Origin of the sequence: Dorea sp. 210702-DFI.3.17, from assembly GCF_020560825.1 — a bacterium.
In the GTDB taxonomy this organism is placed as follows: domain Bacteria; phylum Bacillota; class Clostridia; order Lachnospirales; family Lachnospiraceae; genus Dorea; species Dorea formicigenerans.
Window position 1 is genome coordinate 46,171 of the sequence record NZ_JAJCNB010000004.1, and the last position, 16,617, is coordinate 62,787.

General features: G+C 38.9%; 14 protein-coding genes and 4 pseudogenes. 16 read left to right on the forward strand and 2 right to left on the reverse strand.

From position 1 onward, the window contains the following. The first annotated feature begins 142 nt into the window (after positions 1–142). The 8 genes from LI149_RS04760 (at position 143) to rlmD (ending at position 7,867) form a co-directional block, all read left to right on the forward strand. A complete protein-coding gene (locus LI149_RS04760; protein ID WP_005335500.1) occupies positions 143–310 on the forward strand; it encodes a hypothetical protein in 168 nt (55 codons plus the stop codon). A 152-nt stretch (positions 311–462) separates the two neighbouring features. Continuing rightward, positions 463–1,518, forward strand: a complete 1,056-nt coding sequence (locus tag LI149_RS04765; RefSeq protein WP_227078504.1) for a DUF4118 domain-containing protein — start codon at positions 463–465, stop codon at positions 1,516–1,518. Continuing rightward, positions 1,508–2,218, forward strand: coding sequence for a response regulator (locus tag LI149_RS04770; RefSeq protein ID WP_005335503.1), 711 nt, complete (start codon positions 1,508–1,510; stop codon positions 2,216–2,218). Before LI149_RS04765 ends, LI149_RS04770 begins: the two co-directional genes overlap by 11 nt. Positions 2,219–2,354: 136 nt before the next feature. Next, positions 2,355–2,750 (forward strand): DUF3783 domain-containing protein, encoded by a 396-nt coding sequence (locus tag LI149_RS04775; RefSeq protein ID WP_181975763.1) that lies wholly within the window; start codon positions 2,355–2,357, stop codon positions 2,748–2,750. A 22-nt stretch (positions 2,751–2,772) separates the two neighbouring features. Continuing rightward, on the forward strand, positions 2,773–5,031 hold the full coding sequence (gene pcrA, locus LI149_RS04780) for a DNA helicase PcrA (protein ID WP_227078527.1): 2,259 nt from the start codon (positions 2,773–2,775) through the stop codon (positions 5,029–5,031). 187 nt (positions 5,032–5,218) lie between these two features. Continuing rightward, positions 5,219–5,461, forward strand: coding sequence for a hypothetical protein (locus LI149_RS04785; RefSeq protein ID WP_005335510.1), 243 nt, complete (start codon positions 5,219–5,221; stop codon positions 5,459–5,461). A gap of 71 nt (positions 5,462–5,532) precedes the next feature. Further along, on the forward strand, positions 5,533–6,459 hold the full coding sequence (locus tag LI149_RS04790) for an NYN domain-containing protein (RefSeq protein WP_117494601.1): 927 nt from the start codon (positions 5,533–5,535) through the stop codon (positions 6,457–6,459). Positions 6,460–6,487: 28 nt separating this feature from the next. Then, the gene (gene rlmD, locus LI149_RS04795) at positions 6,488–7,867 is read left to right on the forward strand and encodes a 23S rRNA (uracil(1939)-C(5))-methyltransferase RlmD (protein ID WP_227143023.1); all 1,380 of its coding nucleotides are present in this window, start codon (positions 6,488–6,490) and stop codon (positions 7,865–7,867) included. A gap of 134 nt (positions 7,868–8,001) precedes the next feature. Here the strand turns inward: rlmD and LI149_RS04800 are convergent. Together LI149_RS04800 and LI149_RS04805 are read right to left on the reverse strand one after the other, a co-directional pair. Beyond that, positions 8,002–8,187 (reverse strand): annotated as a pseudogene (locus LI149_RS04800) (tyrosine-type recombinase/integrase); the annotation flags it as partial. 59 nt (positions 8,188–8,246) lie between these two features. Beyond that, positions 8,247–8,765: pseudogene (locus LI149_RS04805) on the reverse strand (Archaeal ATPase); the annotation flags it as partial. Between the two features lie 249 nt (positions 8,766–9,014). On the opposite strand from LI149_RS04805, the gene LI149_RS15445 reads away from it, so the two are divergent. The 8 genes and pseudogenes from LI149_RS15445 (at position 9,015) to LI149_RS04835 (ending at position 16,582) form a co-directional block, all read left to right on the forward strand. Then, on the forward strand, positions 9,015–9,140 hold the full coding sequence (locus tag LI149_RS15445; RefSeq protein WP_015540934.1) for a hypothetical protein: 126 nt from the start codon (positions 9,015–9,017) through the stop codon (positions 9,138–9,140). Between the two features lie 290 nt (positions 9,141–9,430). Continuing rightward, positions 9,431–10,243, forward strand: coding sequence for an Abi family protein (locus tag LI149_RS04810; protein ID WP_243099749.1), 813 nt, complete (start codon positions 9,431–9,433; stop codon positions 10,241–10,243). Positions 10,244–10,435: 192 nt separating this feature from the next. Beyond that, positions 10,436–11,815 (forward strand): hypothetical protein, encoded by a 1,380-nt coding sequence (locus LI149_RS15545; RefSeq protein ID WP_331464031.1) that lies wholly within the window; start codon positions 10,436–10,438, stop codon positions 11,813–11,815. Then, positions 11,816–13,438 carry a DEAD/DEAH box helicase family protein gene (locus LI149_RS15550; protein ID WP_331464032.1) on the forward strand — a complete coding sequence of 541 codons (1,623 nt, stop codon included), beginning with the start codon at positions 11,816–11,818 and terminating at the stop codon, positions 13,436–13,438. 175 nt (positions 13,439–13,613) lie between these two features. Next, a pseudogene (locus LI149_RS04820) lies at positions 13,614–14,467 on the forward strand (tyrosine-type recombinase/integrase). Beyond that, positions 14,460–15,611, forward strand: a complete 1,152-nt coding sequence (locus LI149_RS04825; protein ID WP_173785623.1) for an IS91 family transposase — start codon at positions 14,460–14,462, stop codon at positions 15,609–15,611. The pseudogene LI149_RS04820 and the gene LI149_RS04825 overlap by 8 nt, the downstream one beginning before the upstream one ends. A 274-nt stretch (positions 15,612–15,885) precedes the next feature. Further along, positions 15,886–16,221, forward strand: a pseudogene (locus tag LI149_RS04830) (heavy metal translocating P-type ATPase); the annotation flags it as partial. A gap of 58 nt (positions 16,222–16,279) precedes the next feature. After that, the gene (locus LI149_RS04835; RefSeq protein ID WP_168934012.1) at positions 16,280–16,582 is read left to right on the forward strand and encodes a helix-turn-helix transcriptional regulator; all 303 of its coding nucleotides are present in this window, start codon (positions 16,280–16,282) and stop codon (positions 16,580–16,582) included. Positions 16,583–16,617: the final 35 nt, after the last annotated feature.

The window sequence follows — 16,617 nt, forward strand, 5'->3', positions numbered from 1 at the left end:
AGATATTATATAGTAATAAAAACTATATGACAAGCAAAAAATAAAATGTTCACATATTGTTAAGAAAATAACATAACGAGCTAATGAGCAGTTAAAAATAGGTTAGATTAGTGGAGAAGAGTACGTGTGTGTGGTAAGGTGAATGCAAGAAAATTACGAGGAGGCAACGAAGATGATCAATGCAATTTTAGTAGTCTTGTTAGTTTTGATTGGAGGAGTACCATCGATACTTTTGACATTAAGTGTACCGGTGATGTTGGTATGGAAGATTTACCGGAAAGTCAGATATGGGTATAGCTTATATCAGTAAGTGAAGATAGAAGAATCAAAAGGGACAGCATCTGAAAAAGGTGCTGTCCCTTTTGATTTTAGCAAAATCTTAACATATGTATGTGATATAATAGGAGCACCTAAAGAGATGTATTGTGCTATCAATTTGGCGGTGGAATGGAGAATATCTATATGAAAATTTTGAAAAATATAATTATTACGGCTGCAATGCTGGCAGCAGCAACAGCTATATGTTTTATTTTGAGGCCGCTTGTTCCGACAGACACGCATGTGCCGCTTATTTATGTGTTGGCAGTACTTTGTGTATCCAGACTTACAGAAGGATATTTTTATGGGGTGCTGGCATCTATGGTGGCAGTTGTGGGAGTCAATTATATATTTACCTATCCATATTTTCAAGTGGATTTTACTGTGACCGGCTATCCGCTTACATTTATTGTAATGCTGACAGTATCTATTTCAGTAAGTGCATTGATGACTCAGATCAAGATGCAGGAGCATGTGCGGTTAAAGGCAGAAAAAGAGAGAATGAGAGCAAATCTTCTAAGAGCAGTGTCTCACGATATCCGGACGCCTCTTACTTCTATAGAAGGAGCAGCGGCTGGAATTATAGATAATAAAGATGTTTTGACAGAGGAGCAGAAAGAAGAGCTGCTTTTGAACATCAAAGAAGAGGCACAGTGGATGGTACGGATGGTGGAGAACCTGTTATCCATTACCCGGATGAATGATGAAGGAACAAGACTTACGACACACGAAGAACTGGCAGAAGAGATTGTCAGCAGTGCAGTTGTAAAGTTTTCAAAGCGTTTCCCGGACATAAAAGTCGAGGTGGATATTCCAGAAGAAGTTGTTATTGTTCCGATGGATCCAATCCTGATCCGGCAAGTCATTGTGAATATTATGGAAAATGCTGTGATACATGGAGGATCGACGACGCAGGTGAAGGTAACCATATCTGCGAATGAAACAGAAGCTATATTTTCTATTGAAGATAATGGAAAAGGAATTGATGGAAAGATTCTGCCAATGTTATTTACAGGTCAGATCAGTCACCGGGAAGGTGAGATGTACGATAATAAACGGAGTATGGGAATCGGACTTTCGGTATGTAAAAGTATTATAGATGCGCACAGGGGAAAAGTCTGGGCAGAGAATAAGATAGATGGCGGAGCGAAGATTTTATTTACATTACCGCTTGAGGAGGAAGAACAGAATGGAGATTAAAGACCGTGTATTAATAGTAGAAGATGATAAAAATATTCGAAAGTTTATACAGACGATCCTGGAGGCCAATGATTATGATGTGATCGCGACTGAGACAGGAAAGGAAGCATATAGTCTGATCACTTCCAGATGTCCAGATGTGGTGATCTTGGATCTGGGACTTCCGGATATGGACGGCATGAAGATTTTAAAAGAAGTCCGTGCGTGGTCCAATATGCCGATTATTGTAGTTTCTGCCAGAGATCATGAAAAAGATAAGGTAGAAGCGCTCGATATGGGAGCTGATGATTACATAACAAAACCATTTGGAACATCAGAACTTCTTGCAAGGATTCGGGCTGCGATCCGACATTTCCGTGGAACAAGCAAGAATCAGGGAGAGAGGCAGAAAGTCACATTTTTAAATGGAAAATTGGTGATAGATTATGATAAACACCGGGTCTATGTGGAGGAACAAGACGCAGGACTGACCCAGAATGAGTTCCGGTTATTAAGTCTCCTTGGAAAATATGCAGGCAAGGTTCTGACATATGATTACATGATGAAAGAAATCTGGGGACCAAACATGAAGGGGGATAACCGTATCCTGCGTGTGAATATGGCAAATATCCGTAGAAAAATCGAAAAAAATCCCGGTCAGCCACAGTTTATATTTACAGAAGTCGGAGTGGGATACCGTATTATAGAAACAGATTCTTAATCAGTGATAGCGCTTGTTCAACACAGGAACAATAGCTTTTCAGCTTCATAGGTCATTGCGCTTCTTTTTTATCTTTGTTATAATATAAAAATATGCTTTGGAATATTCTTGGTTATTGGAAGACAGGAGGATTAAGGTGCGGGCAACAGTACTTTGTTATAATTTAAAAGGGACGACAAAAGGTCGGAAAATTGGATTGATTTTTGGATTTTTAGGCTACAGAGTCCGTCATGTGGAGGAAAAAGAATACTTGCTTCCGGTTGGTGAAGTTGCAGAAGGCAGAACAACGGAATCAATAAATGAAGAAGCTGGTGTTAAAGCGAAAGAAATAGAAGCTGTATTTCAAGATGAGATGCTCTTAATGTGTCCGGAAAATGAGCGTATGCTGGATCAGGCATTGCAGCGTATGAGAAAAGAAAAAGTTCAGGTTCCGTTAAAAGCCGTTTTGACAGAGATGAATAAGAACTGGACATCGGTGGCACTTCATGATGAGATCATGCGAGAGCATGAGAAGATGACAGGTGGAAAATAATAAGAAAGGAAACGAAAAGAACTTGAGTATATATGATACGTTAAATGATAAACAGAAGGAAGCAGTCTTTCACACGGAAGGACCGCTTCTTATTTTAGCAGGAGCGGGATCAGGTAAGACAAGAGTCCTGACCCACAGGATTGCGTACCTGATTGAAGAAAAAGGCGTCAATCCATGGAATATTTTGGCAATTACATTCACGAACAAAGCGGCAGCAGAGATGCGGGAACGTGTGGATAATCTGGTTGGGTTCGGCTCAGAAAGTATTTGGGTGAGTACATTCCATTCTATGTGTGTGCGGATACTAAGACGCCATATTGCATTGCTTGGATATGACACGAATTTTACAATTTATGATACAGATGATCAGAAGACACTGATGAGGGATGTGTGCAAGTTGTTACAGATTGACACAAAAATCTACAAAGAGCGTATGCTGATCGGAACCATTTCTCATGCAAAAAATGAGATGTTGACTCCGGAAGAATTTCGGCTTCAGTCGGGCGGAGATTTTCATCAGAAAAAGATTGCAGATGTGTATGAAGAGTATGAAAAGCAGCTTCGAGCTAACAATGCACTGGATTTTGATGATCTGCTTTTAAAGACAGTTCAGCTATTCCAGACACAGCGCGATGTGTTGGAATATTATCAGGAGAGATTCCGCTATATTATGGTAGATGAGTATCAGGATACGAACGGGGTGCAGTTTGAGTTGGTACGTCTGCTTGCTTCCAGGTATCAGAATCTGTGTGTAGTCGGAGATGATGATCAGTCTATTTATAAATTCCGTGGGGCAGATATCCGTAATATTCTGGATTTTGAGAAAGTATTTACAAAGGCAGCAGTCATTAAATTGGAGCAGAATTATCGCTCCACAGCAAATATCCTGAATGCAGCAAATGCTGTGATCAGCCACAATCACGGAAGAAAGGACAAGACGCTGTGGACAGACAATGAAGATGGTGATAAGATTGCATTTCGTCAGTTTGATACTGCATTCGATGAGGCGGAATACATAGTATCCGATATAAAAGAACACGTGGAAAAAGGCGAGTGCGACTATCAGGACAACGCCATTTTATATCGTACGAATGCACAGTCCCGTATGTTCGAGGAAAAATTTGTAACAGCAAATATTCCATATAAGATTATTGGCGGCATTAATTTCTATGCAAGACGGGAAATTAAAGATATTCTTGCATATTTAAAAACCGTAGATAATGGTCAGGATGACCTGGCGGTGCGAAGAATTATCAATGTACCAAAAAGAGGAATCGGTCTTACCAGCATTAATCGTGTGCAGGAGTATGCTGCGATGCATGAAAAAGGATTTTATGAATGTCTTAAGGGAGCTGACCTTATCCCGGATATCGGAAGAGGCGTGTCAAAGCTTGAGTCATTTGTAGCATTGATCGAGCACTTTAAAGTAGATGCAAAGGAGTTGACACTTCATGAACTGATGCAGGAAATTATTGACGAAACCGGATATATCGAGAGCATTCAGGCAGAGAGTGAGATAGAGGCTCAGGCGAGAATTGAAAATATCGATGAGCTTTTAAATAAAGTCGTTGCTTATGAAGAAGTATGCGAAGAGCATGATGAACCGGTAACACTGAGTGGATTTCTTGAGGAAGTCGCTCTGGTGGCAGATATTGACAATCTGGATGAGAACAGTGATTATGTGGTGCTCATGACGTTACACAGTGCGAAAGGACTGGAATTTCCACGCGTTTATCTTGCCGGAATGGAAGACGGATTGTTTCCAAGCTATATGACAGTGACAGCTGATGATCCGGACGAACTGGAGGAAGAGCGAAGACTTTGTTATGTAGGTATTACAAGAGCCCAGAGCGAACTGACTATGACTTGTGCAAGAAGACGTATGGTCCGCGGTGAGACGCAGTATAATAAAATGTCACGTTTCTTAAAGGAAGTTCCGCTGGAACTGATATCTACGGGAAATAAATTTTCCGGAAATGGAAAAAGTCTCACAGACCACGCGGATCATGAAGAACCGGAAAGAAAAACGGACTACCAGATGGCGAGACAGGCATTTAAGACGAAAGCATTTGCAGCAGTACAGCAGGGAAAATCCTTTGGAAAGCCTGCAGGGGGAAAGCTGGAGTATGGAGTCGGTGACCGTGTACGCCATATAAAATTTGGTGAAGGTACAGTTTTGTCGATAGTCGAAGGCGGACGTGACTACGAAGTGACGGTAAATTTTGACGGGCCTGGAACGAAGAAGATGTTTGCGGCATTCGCAAAATTACAGAAGATATAAGAAATATGCAGAAGCAGAGAATTTTGTAAAGGTAATTTTACACTGACAAACTTTGCAGCTTTCAAATTATACCTTCAAATTATACTTGCAAATTTTATAAAATAAATGTGTAGTAATATTGTAAGACCAGTGTTATAATAATATACAATAATGTGACTTGCAAAGGGCAAGGGAAAGGACGAGGGATATGAGTAAAATTGATGAGCTTATTGCAACAACAAAGCTGAACGATCTGATTAACAAAAAGGAAGAAGAGAAAGCTTCCAAGACAGTTCTTTGGATACTGGCAGTGATCGGTGCTGTGGCAGCAGTTGCAGCAATCGCATATGCAGTATATTGCTTCTTTACCCCGGATTATCTGGAAGACTTTGAGGATGATTTTGACGATGATTTCGATGATGACTTCTTCAATGACGAGGATCAGATATAGGTTCAGAACAACAAAACAAGTAAGTAAAAAGCAGGCTGAGATGCCTGCTTTTTTACAGGACGAGGTGGATGATGGATGGACAGTGCTTTGCTCTGTTGATTGATGCAGATAATGTATCTGCAAGGTATATAAAGCCGATTTTAACAGAGCTTTCAAAATATGGAAATATCACGTACAAAAGAATTTATGGAGACTGGACGAATACGCAGCATTCAAGCTGGAAGGATGAGCTGCTTAAGAACTCGATCACACCGATCCAGCAGTTCTCTTATACGCAGGGAAAGAATTCCACAGATTCTGCGATGATTATAGATGCGATGGATATTCTTTATGCAAAGGATGTGGATGGATTCTGCATTGTATCCAGTGACAGTGATTTTACAAGACTGGTGAGCCGATTAAGAGAGAGCGGTAAGATGGTTATTGGAATGGGCGAAAATAAGACGCCGGAGCCATTTCGAAAAGCATGCGACAAATTCACAATTCTGGAAAATCTTCTGTCAGAGAAAGGCTTGGAAGATGGAGGGGAAGAATCTCATGAAGTGCTGGGGCGTGAGAAGGTCGAAGATGCAGTTATTAAGATGATCATGGAGAATCAGGATAATAATAAGCAGACCGGACTTGGCGAAGTAGGAAGCCGACTGGTCAGCCTTTATCCGGATTTTGACGTGCGAAGTTACGGATATAGCAGCCTTTCCAAGTTTTTTGAGGAATTTGACAGAATACAGCTTGTGAAACATGGTCATGTAGCTTGGGTTACATTAAAAGAGAACCGTGCGAGAAAAGAAGACGTAGACCAGTTTGTACGTAATTTGGTGAAAGGTGCCGGAGAAGCAGGTATGGATCTTGGTGCCATCGGAAATCGTGTGTATGATAAATACAAAGATTTCAAACTAAATGATTATGGATATTCCCAGTTCAAAAAATATGTTAAGAGCATTTCTCATATGAAGCTGGAACAGGATGGTAAACGCTGGAAAGCTCATTATAAAAAATAGATAGTCTGTAAAGGAGGACGAGAACGCTATGAAGAAAGGACAGGTATACGAAGGAGTCATCGAATCCGTAGAGTTCCCGAATAAAGGAATTGTAAATGTATCACAGGAGGACAGATGCGTCATTGTAAAAAATGGTGTGCCTGGTCAGAAGGTACGTTTTTCAGTAAATAAAGTGAAAAAAGGAAAAGCAGAAGGAAGGCTCCTGGAGGTAATCGAGAAAGCGCCTCAGGAGATAGAACCTGCCTGTCCGCATTTCGGACAGTGCGGCGGTTGCACTTATCAGAATCTGCCGTATGAAGAACAGGTAAAATTAAAGGAGTCACAAGTCAAGTCAATGATGGATGAGGCAGTTGACGGAGACTATATCTGGGAAGGTGTACTGGAAAGTCCGGTAAAAAGTGAGTACCGTAATAAAATGGAGTTCTCTTTTGGTGACGAATACAAAGACGGACCGCTGGCGCTTGGTATGCACAAACGAGGCAGTTTCCACGATATAGTCAATGTATGTGATTGTCAGATTGTAGACGGTGATTACAGAAAGATATTGGCCTGTACACTGGAATGTGCGAGAAAATCAGGCCTGCCATATTATCACCGCATGAGACATGATGGGTATTTCAGGCATTTACTCGTGAGAAAAGCAGTGAAGACGGAAGAAATCCTCATTGATATTGTAACAGCATCAGAAGAAGGCTTTGACAGTAAACCAAAGGAATTTCTGGATAAATGGGCAGCAGCACTTCAGGCACTTGAGCTTACCGGAAAGATTGTCGGAATTCTTCATACGAAGAATGACAGTCTCGCAGATATTGTAAAAGACGAAGGAACAGAAGTACTTTTGGGTCAGGATTATTTCTATGAGGAATTACTTGGACTGAAGTTCAAAATCACACCATTTTCTTTCTTCCAGACAAATTCACTTGGAGCAGAAGTGCTTTATGAAAAAGCGAGAGAATATATCGGGGATACGAATGAAAAAGTAGTTTTTGACCTTTACAGTGGAACCGGAACAATTGCACAGATTCTGGCGCCGGTAGCGAAGAAAGTAGTCGGTGTTGAAATTGTTGAAGAAGCAGTTGAGGCAGCTAAGGTCAATGCAAAATTAAATGGACTGGACAACTGTACTTTCTGGGCAGGAGATGTCTTAAAAGTCATCGATGAACTTGGAGAAGTACCAGATCTTATCATGCTGGATCCGCCGCGTGACGGAGTGAATCCAAAAGCCTTGATGAAGATACTAAATTTCGGGGTCGACAGACTTGTCTATATCGCATGTAAACCGACCAGCCTGGCAAGGGACCTGGAGATGATCCAGGGAAGAGGATATAAGGTAGAGAAGATTGCATGTGTGGATTTATTCCCGAACACAGTGCATATAGAAACAGTGGCACTTTTATCGCGGAAATAGGCGGTTTTACGGCATTGTTTGGTGAAGTTCAGTCTGTTTGCCACCCATTTGCCACCCGCAAAAATAAAAAAGATGTCATGAAAGAAGAAAGGGTGAACATGTTGAACAATCAGCACGTTCGCCCTTATAATATGTTATGAAGTTTTAGAATGTGTAATTCTTTCGAAAATATCAACAGATTGTTCAGCCATTGCTTTGGTATCATGTACGTAAGTCTGCAATGTGGTTTCAATATTGGTGTGTCCAAGTCTGGATTGAACATCTTTTACGTTTGCGCCAGATTCGATCAGCAGTGTCGCGTGAGTATGTCTCAAGCTGTGATAGTCAAATGCAAGATGCATTTCATGGTGAATAATCCGGCTGCAATACTTAAATGAATCAGCATGGTATATAATTCTTCCAGTTCTTTATCTCTTCCGATAAAATGACGGCATGGTTTCGGAACCTCACTGTCCATAATATAATCCAGCACAATGGGGGATAAAGCTCCTCCGGCGAGTAGCTTCTGATTTTTGGTATTACGTTTGATGAATTGACGTTCCATGCCAAAAGAAATCAGTTTTGCAAGAAACAGCAGTCTTGAACTGGCTGGTTTATATAAGGGAGTCAGATTTTTCTTTTTCGCATCTGAGATGCTGTCATCCTGAATGAATAAAGTGTAAATATCTTGTATAGCCATATTACAGTCAGACATCAGTGGAAGAAGATTCTGGTGGATGGTATGGGCTAATTTTTCCTGATTGGATGGCTTGGAATAGTAAGCGGATATTTTAGGACTGATTTTAGCCTGACCAGTCATCCAGCGGCAAATCAGACCATTATCCATTGAAAAATCCTGATTTGCCGGATCATCCATAAAATCTTCAAATAATTCGTATAAAAAATCAGGCTGACTCATTTGATTACTTTCGCTGATATGATTTTTTAAGCAAGTGCTAATAGAAGAAAAATCGCATCGATTCAATAGAAATTCCCCTTTCGTAGTTAAGATTAAGTATATCCATCATAACACGAACATATATTCGATTCAAGGAAATGCGGATTTTTTTAAATTGATTGTGTCAATTTACAATCAATTTCTATTCAATGTGGTTTTCAGGCAGGTTCTGTAAAATAAGCTCAGATCAAACAATAACGGGAGGAGCTTATGCAACAGAATATTGAATTTGAGCGGTGCATTGATTTTCTGGTACGGATGATTGATAAGTACGGCGAAGAAGTCCTCCGGGAGTTGGAGGAAGAAAAACAGAATAAGGAAGAAAAAACAGCATAGAATAATTTTGAGCTGATATGACAGAGAATGTTTTGGCGTATTGACAGGACATTTAAAATGACGTATACTAAGCTCAGTGATCGTTCTGTAGAAACTTGAGAAGCCTACAGGCGGGGGAGAGCCTGCGGGTCTCTCCCTCTTTTGTTTTAAGGAGAAATGAGATGCAGACACCGAAAAAATTCTCTTCTTTTAGTGACCAGGTTTCCTGGATCAGTGATGAAAAGGGAATAAAAATAAAAGACAGAGAATATGCGGAAGAGATGTTACGCCAAATAGGATATTTTCCTCTTATGGGAGGATATAAACATCTTTTTAGAATATCAAACACAAAAAAATATAAAGCAGGAACAAGTTTTGAAGAAATAGTCAGTTTGTATAAGTTTGATGCAGAGCTTAGAGAGTTGTTCTTTAAATATTTACTGCAGATTGAGCGACAGATGCGTTCTTTGATGTCATACTATTTTACTGAAATGTATGGAGCAGAGCAGAAGCAGTACCTGGATGCTAATAATTATAATAATACAAAAAGAAATCATGCAACAATCGTAAAGTTGATAGCGACCTTGAAACGAGCAACAACGACCACAGATTATACATATATCAATTATTACCGCAAGACATATGGTGAAATTCCATTATGGGTTTTGGCAAATGTACTTACGTTTGGAAACTTATCAAAAATGTTCCGAGTGTTTCCGCAGTCCTTAAAATCAAAAGTATCAAAAAACTTTGAACCTTTGAATCAGCATCAGATGGAACAGTTTCTATCTGTTCTCACTAAGTATAGGAATGTATGTGCCCATGGGGAACGACTGTTTACATACAGAACAGTAGATGCTATTGCGGATACACCGCTTCATAAAAAACTTTCATTACCACAGAGCGGTAATCAGTACGAAAAAGGAAAACAAGATTTGTTTGCTGTGGTGATTGCTTTTAGATATCTATTACCTGGAAAAGATTTTCTGGAATTTAAAAGAAAGCTCATAAAAGAGATTGACCGGGTAAACAGAGAAGTAGAGCATATAAGTGAAGTTGAATTATTGAATAAAATGGGTTTCCCGAAAAATTGGAAAAATATTACCAGATACCATTTAAATTAAAGAAATATCCTCTAAGAGATAGTGAAACACCTATTGTCTTAGAGGGTTTTTGTGTATTAATTATACGATTGACAGAGAAATGCGTCAATAGGAAAAATAAGTATTGGAAATAGTTGGAACGAGTACTAAAATAAAGTTGGGACACAAAATAAAGGTTATATTACGAAATGATAAGAATTGTAGGTGGAAGGTTTGAACATAGAAGCATATGATGCGGATTCATTGAGAAAGATGGTTAGGTTGCTTGAATATGAGAACAAGATATTAAAAGATAAATTGAAGAAAGCAGGCATTTACTATGAAGAGGTGAATCCTTTTGAAGAAAAAATAGAAAGTGCAGAAGAATATGACCTAGATCAAGGGAATCGTATTGTAAATCCACCGTATATTACAGAGAAAATGGCAATACGTTTCTTTTCGATGTTTTGGGGAAGAGAAGATGTATATGCCAGAAGAGGAAAGAACGGGGGCTATTTTCCACAATGTGCGAATCGTTGGAATGACCGGCTTTGCCCTAAACAACGTAAAGAGAAGGTATTGTGTGATGAATGTGAAAATACCAAATGGATTAGTTTGGATGTTAAAAAAATAATTGATCATTTGTTAGGCACAAAAGAAGATGGATCAGATGTAATAGGTGTATATCCTTTACTGCCAAATGGTACATGCAGATTTATTGTATTTGATTTTGACAATCACGAAAAAGGAGCAGAGGTTACGGACTTTGCAAATACGGATAATGAGTGGCATAAAGAAGTGGATGCGCTTAGAAAAATGTGTGAGCTTAATGGTATCAGACCTTTAGTTGAGAGATCTCGATCTGGAAAAGGTGCCCATGTATGGATTTTCTTTAAAAAAGCAATACCTGCGGCAACAGCAAGGAATTTTGGATTTCTCCTGTTAGACAAGGGTTCAACTTCCATCAATCTGAAATCGTTTCATTATTATGATAGAATGTATCCTTCGCAGGATGTGGCAAGCAGCATAGGTAATTTGATTGCATTGCCATTACAGGGGCAGGCACTTAAAAATGGAAATAGTGCTTTTGTAGATGAAAATTGGAATGCATATCCTGATCAATGGGATGCTCTTTTCAATAAAACAAGAAAGCTGGGAATAGAAGATGTTGAACAATGCATGGCAAAATGGCAGGGTGAATTAGCAGAAGTCAGAGGAACGCTTACTAATATTGAGAAGAATGTCAGACCGAAACCATGGAAGAAGAAATGTGAGTTTTGTAAGTCAGATGTTGTGGGCAAGCTGCACATGGTATTAGGCAATGGAGTTTATATTGATACTCTGAATCTTATGCCAAGAATACAAAATCAGATTCGTAGTTTGGCGGCATTTGATAATCCGGAATTTTACAAAAATAAAAGGCTGGGATATTCTAATTATTATAATTTTAGTGCTGTATATTTAGGTAAGGATATAGATGGATATATACGGATTCCGAGAGGACTGCGGGAAAATATTATACAGGAATGTGAAAAAGCAGGCATTTCAGTTGATGTTTCAGATCAAAGAGAAACAGGACAACCTATCAGAGTATCTTTTAAAGGTGATTTGTGAATGCAACAGGAATTAGCAGCAGAAAAATTATTATCACATTCAGATGGGGTTCTGAGTGCGGCAACTGCATTTGGAAAAACTGTAGTATGTAGTTATCTTATTGCAGAGCGAAAAGTAAATACGCTCATTTTGCTGCAAAGTAAAGATTTGCTTAATCAGTGGGTTGATGAATTGAATCATTTCTTAGAGATAAGAGAAGAACCACCGGAATATGAAACAAAAACAGGAAGAAAGAAAAAAAGGAATAGTGTGATAGGCGTTTTGCACGGAAATAAAAATACATTGACGGGGATCATAGATGTTGCAATGGTTGGTTCGATGTACAGCAGAGGAAAATTTAATGAACGAATTAATTCTTACGGAATGGTAATTATGGATGAATGTCATCACGCAGCTTCTAATACATCTATGGAATTATTGCAGAAAATAAATGCAAAATACGTGTATGGTGTTTCTGCTACGCCTAAACGTGGCGACAGTCTTGATCGGATTATCTATATGCTGCTGGGACCTTTGAGACATAGATTTACTGCGCTAGAGAGGGCTAAAGAACAGGGGATTGGACATTATTTTGTCCCAAGATACACAAGAGTAGTTGATACTGCAGAAAGCAAGGATAATATTAATAAAGCATATAATTTGATTAGTACCAGTAAGGTGCGCAATGAAATGATCATAGATGATGTTATAACTTGTGTTGCAAGAAAACAAACTCCTGTAATTTTGACAAGATTTAAGGAACATGCAAAATTTTTACATGATGCCTTAAAGGAAAAAGCAGATCATGTATTCCTTCTGTATGGGGATAATTCGGATAAGGAAAATGCTGAAATAAGAGTAAAATTAAAGCAGATACCTGAAAATGAATCGCTTATTTTAGTGGCAACTGGTCAGAAAATAGGAGAAGGATTTGATTTCCCAAGACTGGATGTATTAATGCTTGCAGCACCTGTATCTTTTGAAGGACGCCTGGAACAGTATGTAGGCAGATTGAACAGAGATTATGTCGGAAAAGAAGCCGTTTATGTGTATGATTATATCGATTCACATGTGCGTTATTTTGATAAAATGTATGCAAAAAGGTTGAGAACATACAGAAAAATGGGATTTTCAATCTGGACGCAAGAGTTGCAACCTAAACAAATAATAAATGCAATATTTGATTCTGCAAATTATACCGAAAAATTTGAGCAAGACATTGTAGAGTCAGAAAAAATGGTGGTAATTTCCAGTCCGGATATCAGACAGGATAAAATTGACAGATTTTTATTTTTAATAAAGAAGAGACAGGAAGTAGGGGTAAAGGTCACAGTTATTACAACAGATCCGGAAGATATTACTTACGGAAAGTCAGATGTATGTTATGAATTAATCAGAGCAATGCAATTGGTAGGAATAAATGTGATAACAAGAACAGAAGTAGAAGAATGTTTTGCCGTTATTGATGATGAAATAGTATGGCATGGCGGGATGAATCTACTTGGAAAAGCTGATGTCTGGGATAACTTAATGCGTATCAGAAATTCACAATTGAACAAAATCGCTGCGCGATGGCCTGCCAAGGCTGTGGCGCAGTTTTTTACTTTTTCAAAAAAAGGCAGTGACAGGATTGTCCCAAGATAGTATTGTTAAAGTACCACCAATAACAAACTTCAAACACGGGCTTAGTCCCAACAACTGCCTATGAAAAGAATATCATCTTTAGGCTGCTTACACAAGCAGTTTTATTTTGCAAATGCACCTCCATGATGGGTAGTTACTATTGTTATTACCACATTTATTTCATGGAGGTTATTTTATGTACGAATCATATATTAATAAAATCGAAGATGTTGGCAAGCTTAGAAATCTGAAACCCGGCACCATTCGAACTTATAAAAATAATGTCAGAGAGATTTTCTGAAATTTATCAACAAACACCCTGAAGATCTCACTTGTGAAGACGCAAGAGATTTCCTTTTATATTTAAAGGACAAAGGCGATAAATCATCTACCCTTAATAATAAAAATGGATCATTGGTATTTTTCTATAAGCGTGTTTTAGGAAAACTTTGGGATGATAACCTTGTTCCCAGAGCCATCAATGACTATGCTATCCCACGTGTACTGACACGCGAAGAGGTTGAAAGGCTGCTTGATGCTACTCCTAACTTAAAATATAAAGCAATGTTTGCACTTATGTATTCTTCCGGATTACGTGTATCGGAGGTAATTCACCTTAACTATGAGGACATTTCCCGTACAAATATGCAGATTTATATCCGCAATTCAAAAACACATTCCTCTCGTTATGCTATTTTATCCAAAAGAGCTCTCGACATTCTTACTGAGTACTGGTTTAAATGTGGCAAGCCGAAAGGAATTCTATTTCCGAATCAGTGGACAGGTGAATATCTTACTCCTTCAGCTACTGGTTTGGAAATGCGTAAATCCGTAAAAAAAGCAGGTTTATCCAAAGATGTACATTCCCATTGTCTAAGGCATAGTTTTGCAACACATCTCTTAGAGGATGGCGTTGATATTCGATATATTCAATCATTACTTGGACATCGTTCACCTAAATCTACTGAAATTTATCTGCACTTGAGCAATAAAACAGTTCTTGGCATCGTCAGTCCTTTTGACAAGGAAGAAGGTGGAGCTTTTGGATAAACCAACGGTACAGGATATCTTTTTGAGATTCTATCCCGGATATCTTGAAAAATACTCACCTTCTCCGGTGCAGTCTAAGGTCGCACACTGTATCATCAACTGTAAGACCGGTGCCTATGGAGCTAACATCAGTATATGTGAAGATTGTGGTCATACCCAGATTCATTATAATTCCTGTCGTAACAGATGTTGTCCCATGTGTCAGGCTTTACCAAAAGAAATGTGGATGGATAAACGCCGTGAAGATGTATTGGATGCACCTTATTTTCATATAGTATTCACAGTACCTCAAGAATTAAATCCACTAATCTACAGCAACCAACAGCTTCTATACGATACACTGTATCATTCTGTGTCAGCTACAATCAATGAGTTAACAGCAGACACGAAGCATCTGGGTGCAAAGGTTGGATATATCTGTGTATTGCATACCTGGGGCTCTGAAATGAACTTCCATCCTCACATACAGGTCATTCTACTTGGCGGTGGCCTGACTGCTAAAAATCAGTGGCGTGATAAAGGTAAAGAATTCTTTCTTCCCGTAAAAGTTTTATCAAAGTTGTTCCGGGGTAAATATCTGAATGAACTTAAAATCTTATGGGAAGAAAATAAACTTCAGTTTCATGGTAGCAGTGTAAAATATCGCAACCACTATGCCTTCAAAGAGCTTCTTAACACCTGCTATGAAAAAGACTGGATCCCTCACTGCAAGAAAACCTTCAATGGTGCCCAGTCTGTTATTAACTATCTTGGTAAGTACACACATAGAATCGCTATCAGTAATCACCGCATCATCCGTATGGACGAAAATACTGTTACATACTATGTGAAAGATTATCGTGAAAAAGGTAAGTGGAAAGAATTCACCATTTCCGGAGTTGAATTCATCCGTAGATTCCTTATGCATGTACCGCCGAAACGATTTGTTAGAATCAGACACTACGGATTACTATGTACTCGAAGCAAGACCAAGCATCTGGCATTATGTCGGAATCTTCTTGGTTGTAAGCAGTATCTATCACGACTGAAAGATATGGAAACACCTCAGATACTTGAAACTCTTTATGGTATCAAGGTTACTGTTTGCAAATGCTGTGGTGGTCATCTTGGAAAACCACAGCAGAGAATACCTTTGCGCATTTAGAATCGACTAACTAAATAATTTCAAAAAGCCTCAGCAATGAGGTTTATTTGTCGTGCCAAGATTTTTCAAAAGCACCATGTAACAATGCAGAGAATTCTTGTATCTCACTTGTATTCATAAAAAAAGCAAGAATTGAAAATCCATACATATCGGCTACAGGGACGCGACTTTGTTCACTTTGGCAAAATCAAACGCAGTGCAAACGAAAGGGCAGTTTTTCTATAGTTTAAGACTGCTTTTTCGTTTACACCGCTATTGATTGTAGCCTAAAGAATTTGTAGGGGATGGAATTAACGATGCTCCGGTATTATCAAGAGCAGACATTGGTATTGCAATGGGAGCAATGGGTTCTGATGCAGCCATAGAAGCCGCCGATGTAGTGCTTATGGATGATGATCCTATGAAGATAGCAACTGCCATTAAGATTTCCAGAAAGTGTCTGAAGATTGTATATCAAAATATTTCAGTAGCCATTGGCGTAAAACTGATTTGTCTGATTCTTGGAGCAGTAGGAATTGCCAATATGTGGCTTGCAATTTTTGCAGATGTAGGTGTAATGATTCTGGCTGTATTAAATGCGATTCGGGCATTGTTTGTAAAGAAACTGTAATTGTAAAGAGCCAGATGATTAGCAAGGGAGGAGGATGTGATTGCATGGGAAAGTGAAAATGAGTAGTTATGATATTCCAGATGAACCGGAATTGAATCGTCTGACAGACTTTTTTAAAGTTTTAGGTGATCCTACACGGGTAAAAATTCTGTTTCGCCTGTTCCAATCAGAAAATTGTGTTGGAGAACTGGCAGAAAAAATGCAGATTACAGATTCTGCCGTATCTCATCAGCTGCATGTATTGAAAATAAGTGGACTGGTAAAAAAACGACGTGAAGGAAAAACTATATTTTATATGATTGCTGATGAACATGTGCGTTCTGTGATTGCCCAAGGACTGGAACATATCGAAGAACAGTAGGAATGAAAATATAAAGAGAAGGAACCAACTTGTGA

Bases quoted from the DNA above. Each gene is read 5' to 3' on its own strand.
- LI149_RS04760 (WP_005335500.1), top strand. From the start codon at position 143: ATGCAAGAAAATTACGAGGAGGCAACGAAGATGATCAATGCAATTTTA.
- LI149_RS04765 (WP_227078504.1), top strand. From the start codon at position 463: ATGAAAATTTTGAAAAATATAATTATTACGGCTGCAATGCTGGCAGCA.
- LI149_RS04770 (WP_005335503.1), top strand. From the start codon at position 1,508: ATGGAGATTAAAGACCGTGTATTAATAGTAGAAGATGATAAAAATATT.
- LI149_RS04785 (WP_005335510.1), top strand. From the start codon at position 5,219: ATGAGTAAAATTGATGAGCTTATTGCAACAACAAAGCTGAACGATCTG.
- LI149_RS04790 (WP_117494601.1), top strand. From the start codon at position 5,533: ATGGATGGACAGTGCTTTGCTCTGTTGATTGATGCAGATAATGTATCT.
- rlmD (WP_227143023.1), top strand. From the start codon at position 6,488: ATGAAGAAAGGACAGGTATACGAAGGAGTCATCGAATCCGTAGAGTTC.
- LI149_RS15445 (WP_015540934.1), top strand. From the start codon at position 9,015: ATGCAACAGAATATTGAATTTGAGCGGTGCATTGATTTTCTGGTACGG.
- LI149_RS04810 (WP_243099749.1), top strand. From the start codon at position 9,431: ATGGGAGGATATAAACATCTTTTTAGAATATCAAACACAAAAAAATAT.
- LI149_RS15550 (WP_331464032.1), top strand. From the start codon at position 11,816: ATGCAACAGGAATTAGCAGCAGAAAAATTATTATCACATTCAGATGGG.
- LI149_RS04835 (WP_168934012.1), top strand. From the start codon at position 16,280: ATGAGTAGTTATGATATTCCAGATGAACCGGAATTGAATCGTCTGACA.